Origin of the sequence: Nitrosomonas communis, from assembly GCF_024102715.1 — a bacterium.
Taxonomy (GTDB): Bacteria; Pseudomonadota; Gammaproteobacteria; order Burkholderiales; family Nitrosomonadaceae; genus Nitrosomonas; species Nitrosomonas communis_B.
The window spans coordinates 1-18,308 of the sequence record NZ_JAGFJM010000104.1 but is presented as its reverse complement, the minus strand read 5'-3'; the positions used below and the strand labels follow the sequence as shown (position 1 = coordinate 18,308).

Here is an 18,308-nt window from a genome sequence, read left to right as displayed (position 1 = left end):
AGATTAAAGAAAAATTAAATAACAAAAGAGCAACTATGATTCTCTGCTCACGATCACGGTCTCTTTCTGATTGCTCAGCGTACCCTGTTCGATAATCGCCACTGTTAACCGGGAAATGGCCACACGCTTGCCGGTGGTTTCTTCAGTGATATCCGTCTGCCATACCTGGGTACGGCGGCCGATATGCAATGGTGTGCATATGCCGATAACGCTGCCTTGCGTCACGGCGCGAATATGATTGGCATTGATTTCAAGCCCGACTGCGCGGTATTTCTCCGGATCGATCGTCATCCAGGCAGAAACGCTGCCGAGCGTTTCTGACAGAACGCAGTTCGCACCGCCATGCAAGATGCCGAAAGGCTGTGTTGTACGATTATCCACCGGCATGCGTGCTTTCAGAAAATCCGGGCCGATTTCAGTAAATTGTATGCCGATATGCACGCCCATGTTGGCGTTACGCAGTCCTTCCAGATAATCAAGCGTGTATTCCTTGAACCAAATCGTGCTCACTACTTCACCTTTAAAATAAAATTAGATCGAAAAAAGAGTCATATGCTGCAAACTTCGCTAAACCGGATATTATAAAGGCAGCGGATAACAAGTACGCCTCTTTGTTACTACCGCGCTGTTCCTTGGTTGTATGTTGATTGCGTTCAATGGAACAATAGATTTGAAATCAGTCCAGATCTGATCTGACAGGAGTGATTGACATGGCGCATAGTGCTATTTTTATAGGAACATCCGGCTGGTCATACGATCACTGGCAAGGCATATTCTATCCGCCAGCGCTTTCTCATAGCGGCTGGCTGCAATATTATGCAAAACATTTCAGCAGCGTCGAGATCAATAATTCCTTTTATCAGTTACCCGACAAAAAAATATTGCTGCAATGGCATGATGCCGTTCCAGCAGATTTTATATTCACCGTCAAAGCCAGCCGTTACATCACCCACATGAAAAAACTGGACGATCCAGAACACAGTGTTAGCGTTTTTTTGGAACGGATATGCGTTTTAAAAGAAAAGCTAGGGCCCGTTTTATTTCAGCTACCACCCCACTGGCACTTCAATCCCGAGCGCCTGGCCGCCTTTCTTGACAAACTCAGCAGCGACTTCAGATATGTCTTCGAGTTTCGCGATCATAGCTGGCATAACGCGCAGACTTATCAATTGCTTGCAAAGCACAATGCGGCATTCTGCATATTCGATCTGGATAGCTTTCTTTCACCGAGAGAAATCACGGCAGATCTTGTCTATGTGCGCCTGCACGGCCCTAATGGACCTTATCGCGGCAGTTATTGCAAAAACATATTATCCGATTGGGCAAATGCCTTCGCCAGCTGGTCAACGCAGGGTCACACGATCTATTGCTATTTCGACAATGACCAGAACGGCTACGCCGCACAAAATGCGCGCACCTTACAGGCCATGCTGCAAAATGACTGAGTTTTGTGAGTGTTGCCCACCCATAGCACTCCTATCTGGCGTATTATTGCGTCATTTCATAAGCATCATTTCAGATATTACATCGAGCGAACTATCGGCATAATGCTTGGCGGGAGAAAAGTATGAGTATTCTGTGGCAAGGCGCGAGAGGTCTGATCGTTAAAGAACTGCAGGCAAAATTAAAAGAATTCGGGTTTGATCCAGGGCCTGCCGACGGCATATTCGGTCCTGCGACCACTGCAGCGGTCACTGCTTTCCAGAAGTACCAGAAATTATTTGCCGATGGGATCGCTGGCCCGCAAACTTTCAGTACGCTGGAGCTGTCGACGGCTTCGGTAGAAGCGCCAACGCCTGCCCGGACAAAAGTTTTTGTCAGCTACAGCCACGCTGATGAAAAGTGGTTGAGAATGTTCCAGGTTCATATCGCCCCGCTGGAGCGCAGTGGTGTTGTTGACAGATGGGATGATACCAAGATTCTCCCGGGTAAAAAGTGGCGCGAGGAAATTGCTCAAGCCATTCAATCCGCAAAAGTGGCAATTTTATTGATCAGCGCGTATTTCATGGCTTCGGAGTTTATCGCCGAGAATGAGCTGCCGCCTCTGCTAGAAGCTGCTGAGCATGATGGCGCAGTTATCTTACCGGTGATCATCAGCCCTTGCGTAATGGGCAACCTTGCGACTTTTCAGGCAGTGAATTCTCCGTCCAAACCGCTCGTTGATCTGAGCAGAGGCGACAGGGATAGAGTATGGGTCAAATTAGTAGAGGCTATTACTGCAGCACTCAATGAATAAACCCGTCATAACTCAACTTTTATTTTTTAACCTTTCTTTGAGATCAGCAAACGGATTAAAGGTGGCACCTGTCATGGTATTGCCGTGATCGCTACGCCCTGCTGCATCTCTTACTTTGGCATGCTCGTTTTCATGACAGTAAGTGCACAATAATTCCCAGTTACTGCCATCGGCAGGATTATCGTCATGATTATTGTTTTTGTGATGAACTTCCAGCAGTTGCACAGTTTTATGATCGAAAGCACGCGCACAGCGGCCACAAACCCACGGAAAGAGTTTTAACGCCTGTTCGCGATAACCCTTAGCCCGTTTTTCGGCATTAAGCCGCGCTTGCAGTACTATTTTATCAAGTTTACTGGTATCCTTTGTCATCGCTGTCTCACTCAAAAAAACGAAAGAAAACATTACATCACAACAAGATATCGTTTCAATCTCTAATAAAACTTTCTGAACAAGCTCTCTGCAATCACTTTGAATTTACACTCAATCACGCATTAACGTAACAGGTAAATTCATTTTCACATGATGATTATCAAATTGGCAATAATTCATGTTTAACATCAATAGTTTGTAAACAATGAATTTCTTATCTCGCCGCATCGCTCATGTTGATATGGACGCTTTCTTTGCGTCAGTCGAGCTTCTCCGTTACCCGCAGTTACGCGGGTTGCCAGTCGTCATTGGCGGAAAATCTGATCACAAACCGGTAATAGAGGCAGATGGCAGTCTGCGTTTTGCCCGGCTGCGTGACTATGTTGGCCGCGGGGTAATCACTTCAGCCACCTATGAAGCACGTGCGGCGGGCCTCTCTGCTGCCATGAGTGTGATGAAAGCAGCGCAACTTGCCCCTGATACCATACTGCTTCCGGCTGATTTTGATGCGTATCGCCATTATTCGCAGTTATTCAAGGCAGCCGTGGCCAGGATTACTGCCCAGATTGAAGATTCCGGCATTGATGAAATTTATGTTGATTTAAGCCATCTGCCCGACGATAGCCTGACGCTTGCCAAACGGATCAAACAAAGCGTATTCGACGCTACTGGTCTCACCTGCTCCATTGGCATCACGCCCAACAAATTGTTATCAAAAATTTGCTCGGATCTTGACAAGCCTGATGGCATCACTATTCTTGACCTGACCGATATTCCCGAGCGCATCTGGCCGTTGCCTGTACGCAAAATCAATGGCGTTGGCCCCAAAACAGAAAAGAAGCTGGCATCACTTGGCATTCTAACGATTGGCGAGCTGGCGCAGGCCGAGCTCGGTTTTCTGCAGACGCACTTTGGCCGCAGCTACTCTACCTGGTTATATGAGGCTTCGCATGGTATTGATCATCATCCAGTCATCATTCACTCGGAACCCAAATCGATCAGCCGGGAAACCACTTTTGAGCACAACCTGCATCCACGTCACGACCGCGCTGCATTATCAGAAGCGCTTACTACCCTGTGTACACGCGTAGCCAACGATCTGCAGCGCAAAGGCTACCTCGGGCGCACCATCGGCGTTAAGTTGCGCTTCGAGGATTTTCATACGGTGACACGTGATTTCACCCTGACTACATTCACTGGCGATCCCCTCTCCATACGGCAAGCGGCGAGAGAATGTTTGCGGCGTGTGCCGCTGGAAAAAAAGCTGCGATTACTTGGCATACGGGTCAGCAAACTCGCTCCCAGCCATTCCCCACAGGTAACGCATGTCTTAGCGCAGGGACAATTGCCGCTTATGTTCCAGGAGCAATAGGCAGCATCCATTTGCTGGCAAGTGTTGCCAGCCAAGATTGTTTTCACTAGAAATTCATAACGTTAAGGGACAAAAATGTATGCATTTGCATTATTGTCTGCCAGCTTGCTATCCCCTAGTATCAGCATGCAACCAAACAGGATTGTGTTGATCTTCCTGCACTGCTTCAAGTGGTGTTCAGGAAATCGGATCAAACATTGAGTCACTTTGGTTATCCCAATGTTGCTATTTTGTAACGTCAAATGAAGGAGAATTTCGTAGGTGATTTGATCGCGACGTAGCTTATTTTCAATTTGAGAAAGGGGGTTGCAATGATTAACTCAAAATTTTTCTTACCGCGGAGAATCCGGCTCGCGGTGCTCTCGGTGATAGCGATGGCATTTGCTGGCGTACCACCAGCAGCAGCTCATCACGCCGCAGATAATGAACCAGAAGGAAAGTGCAACTTCGACAAGGGACTGACGCCGGAAGATTTGAAAGTTTGCGGTGAACTCAGCAAGCTTATTCCAGTGCCGAAAGATGCCATTCATGCCGGCCTGGCGTGGACTAAAACGTCGAAACCAAAAATCTGTATGGGAATGCGGCCGTCGGAGTATGCAGGCTTCCACCTTACTTTCAAGGATGATAATGGTCATGACCAGCTATTCGAACCTTTCAGGCACTTTGTTTATGGCGGTGCCGGCTTCAGTGAAGGAACGCATGGACTGGATGAAAGCAATACCAAAGGAAATACCGCACGCGAGAATTTCGTATGCTGGGATCTCACCCATGAAGATGCGTTCAAGCAAACTGATCATTTCAGCCTGATCGACGAAAATGATCCACCTAATGAGCTAGTGACCAAAGCGGAGTTTGCGCTGAATGATGCCGCTTTTTCCGATGCTGGCCATAGTAAGGGCCTGGATTACAACATGTTCTGCTCCGGTAACGTCGCACTCGCAGACGGCAGATGGCTGTTCATTGGCGGACACGACAAAGGAGGCAACAATGCTATCCGGAAGCTGACCGTGTTCGATCCCAGAGATGAATCCTGGCTGCCACGGGTTGTACCGCCGGTCAAGGCTGCCTATCTCGACATCTTCGATGAGCTGACGCCTGAAAGCCTTCCACAGGATTTTCCTGATTTTCCTGACGCCAACGATGAAAGCAACACCGATCCTGCAGATCCCTCCGACATGAAGTACCAGCGCTGGTATCCAAGTGGGGCGTTGCTGCCTGACTCGACAGTGCTCATCGTGGCCGGTACGGATCGAAATACCAGTTTGCTCAGAGGAAACCCTCCTGGGGGGGTCTGTACCGAGGAAACGCGCAACACGCACGTCAACTGCTCCCTGGTTACGCAGGTAGCACCCGAGATCTATGATCCCAAAACAGACAGCACCATTGCGCTCGAGAATGCACGTAAGCACCATAATACCTTTCCGCGCGTCTACCCGGTGCAAACCGGCAAGAACGCAAAAGATTGGAAGGTGGCGATCATCGGTGAAGCCAGTCCTAACTCACTGGAAAAGGACGCCAACGGCAAGTCCATATTGGGACGCCCGCTCCTGAGCGTCGCCAGGGGATACGATCCTTACACCTACACCGGCAAGACCTATCTGCTTGACGTGAAAGCTGCGAAGGCTGATTCCAATCGTGATATCCCGGCTGAAAAGCACTATCAGTTCGTGGATCAGGCAGTCAATGCGCATAATTTTGGCGCAGGTGCCCAGTTGTGGGAAACTGACAGCAAAGGTCATGGCGTTTCGCAGAAAGTGGTTCTGTTCGGTGGTGATTGCAGCGGCACAAATGCAGATCCAGCACCGGAAACATGTAAGCAGGATTTGATTGAAACGATCGACTTCCAGGATTCTCCGCCAAAATATAAACAGAGCAATGCCAAACTCTATTTGGAAGTTAATCAAAACAATACCACTGTCCTGCCTGACGGCAAGGTGCTTGTTTCAGGCGGTGCTACAGGACGAGGACCATGGAATAATTCATTCCACTTGCAACTGTATGATCCACAGACAGATACAATCGAAACGCTTGTTGACCGGAAAATCGCGGGGCACGATCATTCGACAGTCGCCTTGCTACCCGATGGCACTGTCGCCCTGCTCGGCGGCAACGCCACCGACTTGCATGGTGATGAGGGTCATATTGAGCTTGGCATACCAGTGGCCCAACTCTACAAACCGCCTTATTTCTTCAAAGGTGGTGTCAGACCCGAGATAAAAGATGCACCAGACGAGATCTCGTATCATCGGCGGTTCAACGTCCAGTTGGCCGAAGGAACAGGCACCATCCAATCAGTCGCCCTGATCGCTTTTGGCCCGATCACTCATAACTGGGACTGGGGCAAACGTTATGTCAAGCTATGGTTCGAACAGAAAAAAGACAAGCTGCTGGTACAAGCGCCAGCTTTCCCCGGCCTTGCCGTTCCGATGCATTACATGTTGTTTGTCGTGGATGATAAAGGTGTTCCCAGTGTGGCCAAGCTGATACAGCTAAAAGGCACACCAGCAAGTTAGTCGCATCACCGAAGAGCATTGATGTTGTTTCTCTTTACTGGAAACAGCCGATGCTCTTCGGCTTTTTGCATAAAGCAGATTGCCCATAAATCTGACTTCGGCTTTGATTTAGTGGTGGGAGAGGTTTTACTGCAACGATCTATTAGTGGTGGAGGATCGGTGGAGAAACCAGGTCACTCCTTTTGAAAGTGAACAGGAATAACACCGTGTATGCATTATAAAAAGCGTCGGCCAGAAACGGCGTAGTCGAGCCGATCAGCCTGTTCGACGGCAGTTCAAAAATATCCAAATAGAAACTCGAATACCCAGTCTGGTACTCAGCCTTATATAGCGCTAATTCAGGTAGTGAAATGGGTATCAAGGAACCTTGCACGGGTGGAATTCCAAAGAAAGTAGTGCCTAATTCAGTTCCCAGTGCCTTGACAACGATATTAATACGATAGGTTGCATTTTCCGCACCTTCCTGCACCGCATAACCATGCTGCCCGAGCCAGCCGGCAACAACGCCTCGCAAAAAATCTTTATCCGCACTAATTCCGGTGATATCAAGCTTCACATTCGCACCCTGCGGAATAGGCAGAGCCAACTCAGGTTGTTTGGATAGACTGCGCTTCGCTGCTTCACTAATCAGCAACTGCTCGGTGGCAGTCCTGACTGAATTCGTTATTTTCTGGGTAGCTGAACAGGCCGATAGCAGTCCAGCTAATGCAGCCCCTAAGCAAACAACTTTAACGATTTTCCTCATCATGATTTTTGCTCCTTATCGTTACTCATTGATTTTTTTCTTTTGTACATCAACAGTATTAAACCCAGTAGCAAACAAGATGCTGGGGCTAACACCATCACTCACCGCGCTGTTGCCCGCGTCAGCTTCAGCAGTTTCCCGTTATCTTCATCCGTCAGCAGATAAATCGCACCATCGGGTCCTTCTACCACATCGCGAATACGCGCACTATCCATCAACAATTTTTCTTCACTGATGACCTTGTGGTTATCGACTTCCAATCTGACCAGATGCCTGCCAGCCAATGCGCCAATAAACAGATTACCCTTCCATTCTGGAAACATGTTGCCGCGATAGAACATCATGCCGGAAGGGGCGATGGAGGGTGTCCAGTAGTAAATTGGTTCTTCAAACCCTTGTTCTGCATGTTCATTCTTGATAGGGATCAGCCAGTAATGAATGCCGTAGCTTGCCAATGGCCAGCCATAATTCTTGCCAGCTTTAGGAATATTGATCTCATCTCCGCCACGCGGCCCATGTTCATGAATCCACAATTTTCCGCTACCCGGATGAATGGCAGCACCCTGGATATGCCGGTGGCCGTAGGACCAGATTTCCGGTTTGGCTTTTGGATTATCAATAAATGGGTTATCCGCAGGCACCGAACCATCAGGCCGGATACGCACCAGTTTGCCGAGATGATTATCCAGTTGCTGCGCCTGATCCATATATTTGAAACGCTCGCCCAGCGTGACAAAAAGATTGCCATCCGGGGCAAATACCAGGCGTGATCCGAAATGATTCGCGCCATCTGTTTTAGGGTGTTGACGGAAGATCACTTGCAGGTTTTCCAGTTTCATATCGATCAGCTTTGCCTTGGCTACAGCAGTGCCCGCTAATTTGCCTTGCGGCTCTGCATAGGCAAGATAAATGAAATGATTTCTAGCAAAATCAGGATCCAGCGCCACTCCGAGTAATCCTCCCTGATCCTCGGCAAGCACGGCAGGAACACCTTTAATCGGCTCGGCTAATAACTTGCCATCGGCTGAAACGATACGAAGCTGCCCCGCGCGCTCGGTCAGGAGCATCCGGCCATCGGGCATAAATGCCATGCTCCAGGGATGATTCAATCCGCTGACCAGAACATTGACTTCAAGCTTCGACTGGGAAGATTGGGCGTGCGTAATCGAATAAACACTGCTCAAGATAATTAGCACGAATAACTTGGTTATCAGCAAGATACGCGTCATTTCTCATTTCCTCCTTATGCATGGCAAGAGCAAATCATCAAAATGGTATCAGTCAAACGCCATTTTTATCCTTAGCTTATTCTATATTTATCGCACTGCAAAATTTGGAGAAAAGAGACTCCGGTAAACAGCTTTAATCGCCTCATGCATTTTGCTGACGAATCAACGCCATGGCAAGCAAGAAGCTGCCAGTCAGACCCTACTCAGAATATCAATCAGCATGTTTGGCTTTTAACACTGCACCCTTGAAAACGATTCCATCCCAGCCATCGCGCATAAAATTGCGGATATTCTGATGATTGTTACCAGCAGGGTTTTCCAGTACATCTTTGCGATAATAGTCACCAAATAAAGCCAGAGTCTGGTTCTGATCTAATCCATGCAATCTGGCAAAGGCGAAAATCTTGCAGGAGCCTTCATTGCGCCCGGCTTCATTAATCAATGGCTGCCGGATACCATTACTGAATTCCGTCGGCTGATAATCATATGCCTCGGCAATCACTGCCATTGTTTCCTGAAAATCAACCGCCTGCCCTGCTTTAACACGTTCTATAAAATGATTAAGTGTCATAGAATTACTTCCAAACGAGGATAAATTATAAAACTCTTCGTCAATATCTTTACTGCTGTAATCGTTCGCGGTGAACCTGTCGAACTGTTCGTAACCAAAATTGGCCTTTACCGATATGCTGCTGCCAGAATAAAAAGTGGTCAGTTATGGTGGCATGTGATTGAGGTCAAATTTTCCGTGCTTCAATATGCAACCAGGTTCACAGTATATAGTCATCGTACTTCAAAATTCGGCATTAATACCTTCTCCCGCTGGGAGAAGGTTGGATGAGAGATTATGAAAACCAATTTTGAAGTACGATGAGTATAATCACTCACAGCATCATTTTTACCTCCAAAAATCTCTGCCCTTCTTTTTAATCAAGCCAGGTAAAAATTTATGTTTGCGCTTTCCTATATCGATCCGAGAGGTTAAAAATAACGCGCGAACATCTCCAGCGTAACCCCAATGATGTAAAGCACTGGTACACGTTCGGTATGCTGCTGTTAAATCTGAATCGTCCCAAAGCGGCAAAGGCTGCTTTTGAAAGATTGCTGCAGGTCGATCCGTACATGGCCAATGTTCGCCTTGAGCTAGCAAAACTATTGATTGATCAAAGCAATGAAACCTAAGCCTTCGAACTGCTTGCACCCATCCTGGAGAATCGCCCCTTATGGAAAACAATAGGGAATCCCCCTCATTTCAATCAGGATTTCACTGGCACCTTCAATCTGCTACAGGCCAGACTCAAGCGAGACGATGTACCCATGCTGCATCCTTCTTCCCTGACTACGCCTGCCAAAGTCGGCAGAAATGACCCTTGTCCTTGCGGTAGCGGGAAGAAATACAAGAAGTGCTGTGGTACTTAGGAGGAGGCAAGATATTTTCATAACCATGAACCCTTTCCAGTCTCAAGACCTACAGTTCATCCGATTGTCAGAAATGTTTTTGAATGTTATTTTGCTTGTAATTAAGCGTTGTTTTTCAATGTTGGCAGACATTAAGCAATTCTTTAAATTGGACTCCGCATGACAAAAATCAAAATTTTTCTTGCTTCTTCTAAAGAACTCCAGTCCGAACGCGAGCATTTCGAGCAGGAAATCTACCGCAAATGCAAAGCCTGGTTCGACCGGGGCATTTTTTTGCACCTCGACATGTGGGAAGACCTGTCTGCCCGCATGTCGCTGGCAGGCTCGCAGAGCGAGTACAACCAGTATGTCAAAGCTGCCGACCTGTTCGTGTTGCTGGTGCACAGCAAAGTAGGCATGTATACCGCTGAAGAGTTCGATACCGCTTTCGGACAGTTTCAATCAACGAAGAAACCATTCATCTTTACTTATTTCAAAACACCTGATGGAGTAACTGTTGATGCAAGCCTTGCTGAATTCCACCAGAAACTGAAAGAGTTGAATCATTTCTACAGCCCTTTCAAAGATGAAAATGATCTTTGGGTGCAGTTCAACAAAGAACTGGACAGGCTGGAAACGAATGGATTTACGGAATTCAAGCGAGAGGATAAGCGTCAGGCTGGCCGTACCATTACTCTGGGCGACAAAAGTATCTATATCGAGAAAGCCGGTGACAGCATGAAGATTAACATTCAATAACCGCACCCATCATGGACAAAACCAATCGGGATATCCAGCTAGGCCAGAAATCCCTCTATGTTGAGAAAATTGAAAAAGGAGGGCGGCTAAACGTAACCTATGCAGGTGAACGCCGCATCCCTCATGCCCTCACCTCGCCGCCCTTTCTCACAGAAATCTTTCTTGGCCGCCAGGATGATCTGCAGCTTATTCATGACAAATTGTTCGCTCCGGGTAGCAACTTGCTGCTGCTCGTGAACGGTGAGGGCGGCATCGGCAAAACCACTCTCGCTGCCAAGTATTACCACACTTACCAGCATGAATACATCCATGTCGCCTGGGTACTGAGCGAAAAAAGCATTGCCAGCGCCTTGCTGCTGCTTGCTGTGCCACTCGGTCTGCAGTTTGCTGAGCGGCAGGATACCGGAGAGCGCCTCGAAGTGCTGCTCACCGCCCTAATGAATCTTGAGAAGCCCTGCCTGCTGGTCATAGACAATGCTAACGAATTAGCTGATCTGGATGCGAATTACCAGCGGTTGCGCCGCTGCAGCAATTTCCATCTGCTGCTCACCACCCGCATCACCCATTTTGAGCGGGCTGAAGCATGCGCCATCAACGGATTACCCAAAGATGAAGCGCTTGAACTCTTTGAACGGTATTATCGCGGCCTCGACGATGGCGAAAAAGCACTATTCTTCCAAATCCGGGAGGCAGTGGGTGGCAATACGCTCGTGCTCGAACTGCTGGCCAAAAACCTGGCCGGGCAGAACCGTCTCAAACAACGCTATAGTCTGGCTAATCTGCTTGCCGATCTGCAAAGTCTAGGGCTACTGCAACTCAGCCACTCGCAGGCCGTGGGCACGGATTATCAAAGCAAGGACTCAATGCGCCGGGAAACCCCGGAAGCCATTGTCTCTGCTATGTACGATCTCAGCGGATTACCTTCGGAAGAAAGCGCGCTGCTCTCGGTTTTTGCCGTGCTGCCAGTAGAAAGTATCGCTTTTGCAACACTGGAAACACTGCTGCCCGGCTTACCGGAGCTCGATAGCCACCTGCTTTCCCTCGCTCAGAAAGGATGGATCGAGTACAACGAAGCAACCATTTCCTTTAAGTGCAGCCCCGTGGTGCAAGAGGTGACTCGGCAGAAAAATCCCAGCTTGCGAGAGCACTGCGCTCTGCTGGTGAACACATTGATTGAAAAATTAGCCTGTGAAGGCACGCATATTACGGGTTCTTCCTATAACGATGCGTTACGGTATGCCCGCTATGCGGAAGCAGTAATAAGAACTTTCTCGAAGAGTGCGGATGATAGCCTGGCCATTTTGAGCGAGCGCACCGGCAACTATCATCGCATCATTGGCAACCTTGAACGCAGTCTGTTCTTCTTTACGCAGTTCCATCAATTGGCAAAAGAACTGTTTGACGCCGACCCGCAAAATAAGAGATTCAAAGACCATTTGGCGATTTCGTGCCAATTCCTTGGCGACACGCACACGGCCTTGGGTCATCTCGATCAGGCATTGGCTTTCTTTTCGCAGTACCACCAGTTGGAAAAAGAACTGTTTGACACCTATCCGCAAAATGTGGACTTCAAAAACGGCCTGGCGATTTCGTGCCAATTCCTTGGCGATACGCACGCTGCCTTGGGCCATCTCGATCTGGCGTCGACTTTCTTTACGCAATTCCAGCAGTTGGCAAAAGAACTGGTTGCCGCTGATCCGCAAAATGTGGGGTTCAAAAACAACCTGGCGATTTCGTGCCAATACCTTGGCGAGACGCACACGGCCTTGGGCAATCTCGATTTAGCGCTGACTTTCTTTGCGCAGTTCAACCAATTGGCAAAAGAACTGTTTGATGCCTATCCGGAAAATGTGGAGTTCAAAAAGAACTTGGCGATTTCGTGCCAATTCCTGGGCAACACACACAATGCCCTGGGCAATCTCGACCGGACGCTGACTTTCTTTGAGCAGTACCACCAATTGGCAAAAGAACTGGTTGACGACTATCCGCAAAACGTGGACTTCAAATACGGCCTGGCACTATCTTATCAATGTTTAGGCTCGTTTTATGAGGACCAGCTTGAGGATTTAAATCAGGCCCAAAAGTATTACCACCAGTCAAAGAAGCTGTTGCTGGAATTAGTCAGCCGTTTTCCAGGTTATGTCGAGTTCGAACAAAATCTGGATTGGGTAACCAATAAACTGCCCGATGAGCCGTATTAACGAGCGTGCCTCTACTCATTCAGCCTTAAAACATAACAAGACGGACTCGCGCTCCTCCGAACACATTGAGCGGCGGACCCGGTTCAAAATAACGGCCAACTGCGGCATTGATACGTGTATTGGCATTGTAGCGCTCATCGAACAGATTATTGATGCCGATAAATACCGAGCCTTCGAGCCAGCGATGCTTCTTTTCCCATCCCAACAACAGTTGCCCCAGGGTGTAGGCATGATTGGTGACGGTATTGATATCGTTCACGAAAAACTCCCCTACCCGATGTACATGGAATTGTCCAAACAGGCCGGTGGGATGGCTGTAGCGTATCCTGCCCTCCCACCGATGTTTTGGTAGGCCGGGAAATGCGTTGCCTTTCAGATCGACATTATCGACGAGGTAGTGCTCGAATTCGAAATCTGAAAAAGTGTAGGCAATTTCGCCACGCAGTCCATTCCATACTGGTGTTGCCAGGCGGGCTTCAACCCCGAGTCTGCGCGATTTACCCGCATTGCGAAAAAATGCGCGCCCGGGAGCAGCCGCCAGCTCAAACGGTGTGATTTCATTACGGGTATGGATATGGAAGAAAGTGGCTTCATACTCAAAACCAGCCGGTTTGCCGCGCAGACCGATCTCCTTGCTCAAGGAAGTCTGCGCTTCAAGATCGTTATTAAATCCGCCTGTCCCTGCGGGATTGTTAATCAGTTCGGTGGTGGTAGGCGCTTCGAATACCGAGGCAATATTGGTAAAGAGCTGATGTACATCCGCCAGATGATAGACTAGACCTGCTGTGCCGCTGGCCTGCGACAGTGTTTTGGCGCCGGACTGATCACCATCTGCCAGAAATGTATCCTTGACCCGGTAATGCAGCCAACCCCAGCGTCCCCCTGCTACTACATCCAAGTTATCCAGCACGCGCCATTCATTGCGGAAGAATGGGCCAACATTTTGCACACGCTCGATTTGATCGAGATTCAACGCGCCCTGTACGCCAAAATGGTTATTGAAACGCCGCCGGTCATCATTCTGAATGCCGTAATCGACACCGAGCAGCAGACGATTAGCACGCTTCAGTAAAGTGTGGTCGCTCACAAACTGGGTGGTCAGTCCTCCTGTCCAGCGATCGAATTCCACTTGCCCGCCAATGGTAAACGGCAGCAGATTCTGAAAATCACGGTGCAATGCATGTGCAACCATGGTCAATGTCTGGTTAGCCGACAGGCTTCTGCGGTAGCGCACCGCGAATTGCTCCTGGTTAATAGACTCACTGGCGTTGAATAGCCGATTGTTCGCCGCTGCCTGCTTTGGGTTAGCGTTTGCCTCGGCAAGCGTCAATGCCCCGGGGTCCTTTGAATCAGGTGCATAAAACTTATGAAACAGCACCATCCAGTCGGAATCAGCGGATGTTTGGAAATTCAGTTTCACCTGGGAGAACACGTTTTCCATGCTGCTATGATCGCGCCAGCCATTTTGCTGCAGATAGGAACCAAACAAGCCATAGTCAAAATTCTCCCCTCGCCCGCCTGCATATAATTCGGATTTCAGGTAACCATATTGACCAAAGACGAGACGAGGCAGCAATTCGAATTTTTCGCGCGGCGAGCGCGTGGTAATGTTAATCATGCCGCCAGAGGCATTACCGAACAATGACGCGGATGGGCCACGTAAAATCTCCATGCGCTCGATCAAGGCCGGGTCGACCGCGTCAAGCTGCGTCTGACCATCCGGCAAAGTTTGCGGAATATCATCGACACGCAACTGAATTCCGCGTACACCAAATGGCGAACGTGCACCGAAACCGCGGATGGCTATGCGTAAATCCTGGGTAAAATTGAATTGATTCTGAAAAAATACCCCCGGGGTGCCTTGCGCAAATTCATCCAGCGTGGCGCCTGGTTGATGATCAGTGAATTTACTCCGTTCAATACGGCTAATCGCATTGGGAATTTGTTCGGGCTTTTTTTCGGTGCGTGTCGCAGTTACCGTGATGGGATCGAGAATGACAGGTTCTGGACTCTTGGATTGTTGTGCTTCAGCCAGGTTAGCTAACAGAAAAGAACCAAGCATGAAAGCAAGTTGGCGCGTTGAATAGCAGGCTAAGTTAATACGACAGACAAGCATTAATAGCAATACGCAAAAGTGAATTTCTTTCGGTTCCAAACAATTTAGTTACAATGATAGTTGAAATAACATGCTCAAGACATGCTGATTCTCGCGGCGCTCAATGTTTTTCAAGAGAAAACATGAGATGGCGGGCAAAGATGGCACAACCACTACGCAATATAATCAGAAATTTTGAAGGCAAGCGGATCAGTCCCGGTTAAAGCAGCAAAAGTTGCTCCAAAGTAGGAACTAGTTTATCCTTTGCTCCCTGTTATTTTTGAATTAGAAATTATTCCGCAAAAAGCGCAAGGAGAAGTGACCGAGTGGTTGAAGGTGCACGCCTGGAAAGCGTGTGTACGGTTTATCCCCGTACCGCGGGTTCGAATCCCGCCTTCTCCGCCATCTTACTGCCAGTAGATTACTCATCAACGCTTAGCATCCCCACATAAATAAATAGTTTACAGACCCTCATTATCAAAATACTCAGATACCCAGATAATGGCTGTCGGAATCATGTTCACCAGAATTTTTTTACGCGAATCAAGACACTCTCAATCTATTGCAAAAGATCTGATCAAGACAAATGAGCCATAAGGAAAATCATCGCTCTCATCGCACTGGCTGGTTACGTGCAGTCGTATTAGGCGCCAATGATGGTATAGTTTCGACTGCCAGCCTTATTATCGGGGTTGCGGCCGCCCATACTGACCGGGAAGGCATTCTTTTAGCAGGAGTAGCCGGTCTCGTGGCCGGCGCCATGTCCATGGCAGCCGGAGAATATGTCTCTGTCAGCTCTCAGGCCGATGCAGAAAAAGCCGATATTGCCCTTGAGCAACGCCATCTCAACGACGATATTGAATTTGAGTTCCAGGAATTAACAAATATTTATATCAAGCGGGGAGTTCAGCCGGAGCTGGCCGAACAAGTGGCTAAACAATTAATGGCTCATGATGCATTGGGAGCTCATCTCAGGGATGAATTGGGTATTTATGAACGTGTTAGCGCAAAGCCCATTCAGGCGGCCTTTGCTTCAGCGGGCATGTTTACCATTGGTGCTTCAATGCCGCTAATAGCGACCTTTATCGCACCTGCAGTCCACATTATTCCTATCGTTGCCAGCTTTTCTCTTTCCTCCCTGGCGATGTTAGGCACGCTGGCAGCTTATTTGGGAGGTGCAAATATCATGGTGGGCGCAATCAGGGTGACTTTTTGGGGAGCGCTGGCCATGGGGCTAACTGCTGTTGTAGGCAATCTCTTCGGAGTTGTTGCCTGACAATTAGCCGCGTCAATCAAGCGCATCAGCATTGAATGCGCCACAAGAAGCAAGATCAGATTCACTGGATAGAGGTAATTTAGCAGCCAGATTACGCAAGGCCGTCCGTAAGCCCTCTTCAAGAACCGGGTGATAAAAAGGCAAGCGCAATACATCCCAAACTGTTAGAGATTGATCAATCGCGAGCGCCAGTAAATGAGCCATGTGTTCGCCTGCTGGCGCGCACATTTCAGCACCGAGCAGCCGTCCGCTTTCCGATTCTGCATAAATGCGTAGCATACCTTTATTACGTTGTGCCGCCCGAGCTCGCCCCTGATTATCAAAAAGCACTTCACCGATTGCTATATTTTTACTGTTAAGCAATCGAAAATGACTTCCCACCACTGCGATGCCTGGGTCGGAGAAAACAATGGCAAGTGGTGTGCGACGTTTAAAACATATGATTTTTTCCCGTACTGCGTTTAGTCCCGCGATATGACCCTCATCTGCGGCCTCATGCAGCAATGGTAAATAATCATTGGCATCACCGGCTAGAAATACCGGAAGATCAGCTATCTGCATGGTAGTGGAATCCACAGGCGGCAATCCTTGTGCATTGAGCGAAACACCCAGTGTTTCGAGTCCAAGATCATCAATATTGGGGCGACGTCCAAGCGCTGCTAGCACGCCATCTACAGCGACCTCTGTCCGGCTCGTCCGAATACGCACGTGATTTTCTCCAGACTCAAGACGCAACTCAGCTTTTTCGCCTAAATACACTGGAAATTCCTGAGAAAATAAATTTAGTGCTATCTGATTGACCTGTGGATCGCTTAATCCGCCAATCAAATTTTTACTGCCGAACCCGGTCACGTTTACCCCTAAGCGAGCCAGTGCTTGCGCCATCTCTACGCCGATAGGTCCCATTCCAATCACCGCCAGGCTTGCTGGTAATGTTTCCTGCTCAAACAGAGTGTCTGTGGTAAATAAACGGTTTCCCAGCACATGCCACGCAGCCGGGACAATAGGACGTGTGCCAGTAGCGATAATAATGCTTTTTGCGCGCAGCTTTTTATCGTTGACTAATACCTGATTTGGGCCAAGCAAGCGCGCACGGCCAGGTATCGCTCGCACGCCAAGTACTTCAGTTGCTTTTAAGGTACTGCTTACAAAATCATCACGAAGCTTACGCACACGCTGCATAACGTGCGTCATATCCAACGTTAACTGATTTGCGCCTCGAACACCAAAAGCTTCAAATGCAGTACGCCGGTGATAGGCGTTGGCTGCTTCAATCAAAACCTTGGATGGCATGCAACCAACGCGTGCGCACGTTGTTCCCCATGGACCATCATTAATAATTACAAAGTTTTCGGTACGCTTCTTCACCTCTCGTAGTGCTGACAGTCCTGCGCTGCCCGCGCCGATAATAATGACATCCAGAATTTCATTTAGGTAATTAGCCATAACTGTTCTTATATTTGTGAGGGGCCGACTCAATAAATCTGAGTAATTTACTTCGTTATTGCTACAGGTGCCCGGTTAAAAGTTTTGACATGAGTAAATTTAAGCGTAGAATTAAACCAAGAAAAAGCAAGCTAAATGAGATATTGTTAAAAAGAGAAAATTATCAACAATATTGATTGCTAAGTAAATTAGATTTTTAGTTGCGATAACTCAAAAAAGAGTAAAGATTTTCCCTGCGGTGTTTGTTAAGGCTCATATTCTTTGAACCAAGTCTTAGTATCTGGTTGTAAGCTAAAGCGATGCTGTTGTGCGCTTCTCAAAGAAGAAATGCCTGATGCATACGGTAAACAACCCACTTGAACCATAAGGTTCAAGATAACAGCCTGACGGCATTTGCGGGGAAGCCATCTCTTCATATACTCTCCATTTCCAGTCTAAGAAACTGTTTGGAAATTCTGAATCCTAGCGTTAATGTAAGGAATTTTCTATAAACAGGCGGTATCATGAATCAACAAAAAGTGTAGGAAGCGTTATCCGAGTGACCTGAGCAATGGAGCGTGGCACTACTTAAAGCCCCACCTGCCGGTATCGACAGTAGGAAGGCCACGAGAGTTGAGTATGCGTCGTGTGGTAAATGCGATCCTTTATGTTTTGAAAACAGGTTGT

General features: G+C 48.1%; 17 protein-coding genes, 1 tRNA gene and 1 other RNA gene. 12 read left to right on the top strand and 7 right to left on the bottom strand.

Going from position 1 to position 18,308, the window contains the following annotated elements:
- Window positions 1–33: 33 nt before the first annotated feature.
- Complete coding sequence (locus tag J5I83_RS09870) at window positions 34–510, bottom strand: hotdog fold thioesterase (protein ID WP_304055514.1); 477 nt, start codon at window positions 508–510, stop codon at window positions 34–36.
- 200 nt (window positions 511–710) lie between these two features.
- Between J5I83_RS09870 and J5I83_RS09865 the strand changes: the two genes are divergently transcribed.
- Together J5I83_RS09865 and J5I83_RS09860 are read left to right on the top strand one after the other, a co-directional pair.
- A complete protein-coding gene (locus tag J5I83_RS09865) occupies window positions 711–1,445 on the top strand; it encodes a DUF72 domain-containing protein (RefSeq protein ID WP_304055511.1) in 735 nt (244 codons plus the stop codon).
- A 122-nt stretch (window positions 1,446–1,567) separates the two neighbouring features.
- Entirely contained in the window at window positions 1,568–2,236 is a 669-nt protein-coding gene (locus tag J5I83_RS09860; protein ID WP_304055509.1) for a peptidoglycan-binding protein, read from the top strand.
- 12 nt (window positions 2,237–2,248) lie between these two features.
- Here the strand turns inward: J5I83_RS09860 and J5I83_RS09855 are convergent, their stop codons facing one another.
- The gene (locus J5I83_RS09855; protein ID WP_304055506.1) at window positions 2,249–2,608 is read right to left on the bottom strand and encodes a YajD family HNH nuclease; all 360 of its coding nucleotides are present in this window, start codon (window positions 2,606–2,608) and stop codon (window positions 2,249–2,251) included.
- A gap of 205 nt (window positions 2,609–2,813) precedes the next feature.
- Here J5I83_RS09855 and J5I83_RS09850 point away from each other — a divergent pair, with 205 nt between their 5' ends.
- On the top strand, window positions 2,814–3,980 hold the full coding sequence (locus J5I83_RS09850) for a DNA polymerase IV (protein ID WP_304055504.1): 1,167 nt from the start codon (window positions 2,814–2,816) through the stop codon (window positions 3,978–3,980).
- A 311-nt stretch (window positions 3,981–4,291) separates the two neighbouring features.
- A complete protein-coding gene (locus J5I83_RS09845) occupies window positions 4,292–6,493 on the top strand; it encodes a galactose oxidase-like domain-containing protein (RefSeq protein WP_304055501.1) in 2,202 nt (733 codons plus the stop codon).
- 142 nt (window positions 6,494–6,635) lie between these two features.
- Here the strand turns inward: J5I83_RS09845 and J5I83_RS09840 are convergent, their stop codons facing one another.
- From J5I83_RS09840 to J5I83_RS09830, 3 genes are all read right to left on the bottom strand, one after another.
- Window positions 6,636–7,241: a hypothetical protein gene (locus tag J5I83_RS09840; protein ID WP_304055498.1), complete on the bottom strand. Its 606-nt coding sequence runs from the start codon at window positions 7,239–7,241 to the stop codon at window positions 6,636–6,638.
- Between the two features lie 98 nt (window positions 7,242–7,339).
- A complete protein-coding gene (locus tag J5I83_RS09835; RefSeq protein WP_304055496.1) occupies window positions 7,340–8,467 on the bottom strand; it encodes a PQQ-dependent sugar dehydrogenase in 1,128 nt (375 codons plus the stop codon).
- A 211-nt stretch (window positions 8,468–8,678) separates the two neighbouring features.
- Entirely contained in the window at window positions 8,679–9,038 is a 360-nt protein-coding gene (locus tag J5I83_RS09830; RefSeq protein WP_304055494.1) for a HopJ type III effector protein, read from the bottom strand.
- A gap of 374 nt (window positions 9,039–9,412) precedes the next feature.
- On the opposite strand from J5I83_RS09830, the gene J5I83_RS09825 reads away from it, so the two are divergent.
- The 4 genes from J5I83_RS09825 (at window position 9,413) to J5I83_RS09810 (ending at window position 12,825) form a co-directional block, all read left to right on the top strand.
- On the top strand, window positions 9,413–9,649 hold the full coding sequence (locus tag J5I83_RS09825; RefSeq protein WP_369683418.1) for a tetratricopeptide repeat protein: 237 nt from the start codon (window positions 9,413–9,415) through the stop codon (window positions 9,647–9,649).
- Window positions 9,650–9,784: 135 nt separating this feature from the next.
- Window positions 9,785–9,886 (top strand): SEC-C metal-binding domain-containing protein, encoded by a 102-nt coding sequence (locus J5I83_RS09820; RefSeq protein ID WP_304055492.1) that lies wholly within the window; start codon window positions 9,785–9,787, stop codon window positions 9,884–9,886.
- A 159-nt stretch (window positions 9,887–10,045) separates the two neighbouring features.
- The gene (locus J5I83_RS09815) at window positions 10,046–10,624 is read left to right on the top strand and encodes a hypothetical protein (protein WP_304055489.1); all 579 of its coding nucleotides are present in this window, start codon (window positions 10,046–10,048) and stop codon (window positions 10,622–10,624) included.
- A gap of 11 nt (window positions 10,625–10,635) precedes the next feature.
- Entirely contained in the window at window positions 10,636–12,825 is a 2,190-nt protein-coding gene (locus J5I83_RS09810; protein ID WP_304055486.1) for an NB-ARC domain-containing protein, read from the top strand.
- Between the two features lie 25 nt (window positions 12,826–12,850).
- Here the strand turns inward: J5I83_RS09810 and J5I83_RS09805 are convergent, their stop codons facing one another.
- Window positions 12,851–14,887 carry a TonB-dependent receptor gene (locus J5I83_RS09805; RefSeq protein WP_304055483.1) on the bottom strand — a complete coding sequence of 679 codons (2,037 nt, stop codon included), beginning with the start codon at window positions 14,885–14,887 and terminating at the stop codon, window positions 12,851–12,853.
- Between the two features lie 345 nt (window positions 14,888–15,232).
- On the opposite strand from J5I83_RS09805, the gene J5I83_RS09800 reads away from it, so the two are divergent.
- A tRNA-Ser gene (locus J5I83_RS09800) sits at window positions 15,233–15,325 on the top strand.
- A 181-nt stretch (window positions 15,326–15,506) separates the two neighbouring features.
- Complete coding sequence (locus tag J5I83_RS09795) at window positions 15,507–16,196, top strand: VIT family protein (RefSeq protein ID WP_304055481.1); 690 nt, start codon at window positions 15,507–15,509, stop codon at window positions 16,194–16,196.
- A 12-nt stretch (window positions 16,197–16,208) separates the two neighbouring features.
- Here the strand turns inward: J5I83_RS09795 and J5I83_RS09790 are convergent, their stop codons facing one another.
- Complete coding sequence (locus J5I83_RS09790; protein WP_304055478.1) at window positions 16,209–17,642, bottom strand: dihydrolipoyl dehydrogenase; 1,434 nt, start codon at window positions 17,640–17,642, stop codon at window positions 16,209–16,211.
- A 227-nt stretch (window positions 17,643–17,869) separates the two neighbouring features.
- On the opposite strand from J5I83_RS09790, the gene ssrS reads away from it, so the two are divergent.
- A non-coding RNA gene (ssrS, locus tag J5I83_RS09785) (6S RNA) lies at window positions 17,870–18,048 on the top strand.
- A gap of 101 nt (window positions 18,049–18,149) precedes the next feature.
- Window positions 18,150–18,308: transposase (locus J5I83_RS14565; protein ID WP_369683417.1), on the top strand; the 159-nt coding region annotated here is incomplete at its 3' end.